Raw genomic sequence first — 3050 nt, forward strand, 5'->3', positions numbered from 1 at the left:
CAAAAAGGTTCACCAATTGCTTCCTTTTACGGCCTTGTGGCCGACGGAATCTTTAGAACTCCGGAAGAAGTGGCCGTACATGCCCGGCAGTCTGGAAAAGACCTGGGAAGAATTAGGTACAAAGACCTTAATAATGATGGAGTGATCAATAACGATGACCGAACAATAATTGGAAATCCACATCCAGATTTTATATACGGCCTAAACCTAAACGCTGCTTACAAAGGCTTTGACCTTAGTGCTTATTTTGACGGAAAACACGGTCATGATATTTACAATACCCAAAGGAACCTTGGTGATTTCACCTATTTCAGTTTCAATTTTGGGAAAAACACCCAGGATGCCTGGACACCTGAAAGGGCGAATTCCAATATTCCTGCTTTGAGTACCAATAACTCGAATAATGAAATTCAACCTTCGAGTTATTTTGTAGAAGACGGGTCCTATTTCAGGCTAAAAAATATTACCCTTGGATACACTTTTAAAGAAAATCTCACAGATCAATTAGGATTAACAAATCTTCGATTCTATTTATCGGGACAAAACCTCTGGGATATTACTTCCTTTTCCGGCTTCGATTACGAAGTTTCAGGTTTAGGTGCCGGTGGAATAGGAATCGCAGGTTATGGTCTTCCGCATACCAAAACTGTCACTTTTGGCGTATCTACAAATTTTTAAATCCATCTTATGAAAACAATGAATAACAAATTAAAGCTCATACTACCCATTCTGGGGTTGATGTTGATCGTCGGATGTGTTTCAGAGGATGATCTTCATGTTCAGGAAGAAAACACGATTTCTGAAGAGAACCTTGAGCCTGAAGCACTGGTGATTGCCGCTTATAGTGCTCTGGATTACCGCTACAATACCGGAGATTTCAGAGATCTCTGGCCTTTTGACCATGCACCTTCTAACTGGGGAACTTCAGACATTCGCTCCGGAGATGCCTATAAAGGTGGAGGTGGTACCGGGGATAACCCGGGTGGAGGCATGCACCAAATGGAGACCCATGATCTCTTTCCTTCCAGTGATAATGCTTATAACCTCTGGAGATCGATCTACTTCGGAGTAAAAAGAGTAGATACTGCCCTTAGGTTTTTAACCGAACTGGAAGAAGGAGAATTCGACCAGCGAGATGTTAGACTTGGAGAGCTATATGTGCTTAGAGCCCATTTCTATTTTGAAGCCATGAAAAACTTTGGGTCTATTGTATGGTATGACGAGAATACCTCTGTAACCGAACTGAAATCTATCTCCAATACTTTTGATGAAGATTTTATATGGGGAAAGATAGAAGACGACCTTAACAGGGCTATTGATCTATTGCCTGAATCCCAACCCGATCTTGGTCGTGCTAATGCTCTTGTTGCTCATGCGTATTTGGCCAAGGCACACTTATTCCAGGAAAACTGGCAGGAAGTGATTGCAAATACCAATATGGTAATAAACTCAGGGCAGTACAGGTTAGTGGAAGATATTGAGCGCTTATACTCTGAGCCGGGTTATGGAAACCCTGAGAATATTTTTGCCATACAATTTTCTATTAATGATGGTTCGCAATACGGAAATGTAAACTTTGGGGATCTTATAAACTCTCCGGACAGTCCTAACGATGATCCTAACCATCCCTACCTTAATGGAGATGATTTTCATAAGCCTTCACAAAACCTGGCGAATGCTTTTAAGGTCAATAATGATGGACTACCCATGTTCAACACGTTTAATTCCGGAAATGTTAGTGAAGAAGATTTTGTAGATCCAAGATTGGACCACACCATAGGTAGACCGGGTATCACCTGGAAAGACTGGACAGCTATGCCACAACAGGAAGACTGGAGCAGAGATGCCGGGACCTACGGCCTTTTGGTACGGAAGAAAAATATGATCTATCCAACTTCTGATGGAATGGCCTCTAACCCAAATGGATTCCCGTGGGCTTTAGGAAACCTTGACTTCCCTTTAATAAAGTATTCAGACCTTCTTTTATGGAAAGCCGAAGCCCTCATTGAAACAGGAGATGTTTCCCAGGGGATTGAAATTATTAATGAGATTCGTTTGCGGGCAAAAAACTCACCTTATGTAAAGGATTTTGAAAATCCTGCTGAGGATGCTGCAAACTATTTAATAAACACTTATCCCACTTCTTTATCTCAGGAACAAGCAATAGAAGCGCTGCGTTTTGAGAGAAGATTGGAATTAGCCAATGAGGGTCACCGGTTTTATGACCTGGTGCGATGGGAAATTGCTGATAGCTACATAAGTGAATATATAGCTAGTGAACAGGCACGTAGATCATATTTGTCGGGAGCTAATCTTGAGCCACACGAATATTACCTGCCTATTCCTCAAATAGAAATTGATGCCAGCGGCGGAGTTTACTCGCAAAGACCCGGATATTAAATAATTCAATTCAAAAAATATTAAAACTGATCAAATGAAATCATTCCAAAAATTACTAAAGATTACAATTGGGTTATTCCTGATATTACCCTTTGTAGTGCTGCATTCCTGTAGCGATGATGATAATTTCACCGATGTAGTGCCAGATTTTTCCGAGGCCATAATTCGGTCTTTCGAAGTAAATGGTGAATTTGCCGAAATAGACCATACCTCGGCGACTATCTCCATGACCTTGCCTGCCGGAACAGACTTAAGTGCCGTTAGCGTAGATCTTCAAACTCCCGAAGGAACCACTGTTGATCCGGAATCGGGAAGTACCTTAGATTTTTCTGAAGGTCCTGTTATTTTTACAACCCTGGCGCAAAATGGCGCGAATCGCGAATACACGGCTATGGTTGCTGCTTATGGAGACCCCAAATTCCTCAATTTTTCAATAGGAGAACATGCAGGGGAAATTGACCATGAAGAAAATACTATCACGGTAAATATAGGTAGTGAAGACGGCGATATAGAAAGCCTAACTCCCAATTTTGTTATTCCTGAAGGTACAAGTGTAGATATCGCTTCAGGGGTTTCAAGAGATTTCTCCAGGCCTGTAGTATATACCATTACTTCAAACGATGGTTTTACCGCTGCTGAATATACCGTAA

Annotated in this window: 1 protein-coding gene and 2 pseudogenes; all 3 read left to right on the forward strand. The window is 41.5% G+C overall.

What is annotated here, in order from left to right:
* Nucleotides 1–678, forward strand: a pseudogene (locus ACESK1_RS11070) (TonB-dependent receptor); the annotation flags it as partial.
* A gap of 9 nt (nucleotides 679–687) precedes the next feature.
* Nucleotides 688–2400 (forward strand): RagB/SusD family nutrient uptake outer membrane protein, encoded by a 1713-nt coding sequence (locus ACESK1_RS11075; RefSeq protein ID WP_372920244.1) that lies wholly within the window; start codon nucleotides 688–690, stop codon nucleotides 2398–2400.
* A 34-nt stretch (nucleotides 2401–2434) separates the two neighbouring features.
* Nucleotides 2435–3050, forward strand: a pseudogene (locus ACESK1_RS11080) (hypothetical protein); the annotation flags it as partial.

The sequence above is a fragment of the Salegentibacter sp. genome, assembly GCF_041642575.1.
Taxonomy (GTDB): domain Bacteria; phylum Bacteroidota; class Bacteroidia; order Flavobacteriales; family Flavobacteriaceae; genus Salegentibacter.

What these genes read in the sequence shown, in the direction of transcription:
- ACESK1_RS11075 (WP_372920244.1), top strand. Translation starts at nt 688, where the DNA reads ATGAAAACAATGAATAACAAATTAAAGCTCATACTACCCATTCTGGGG.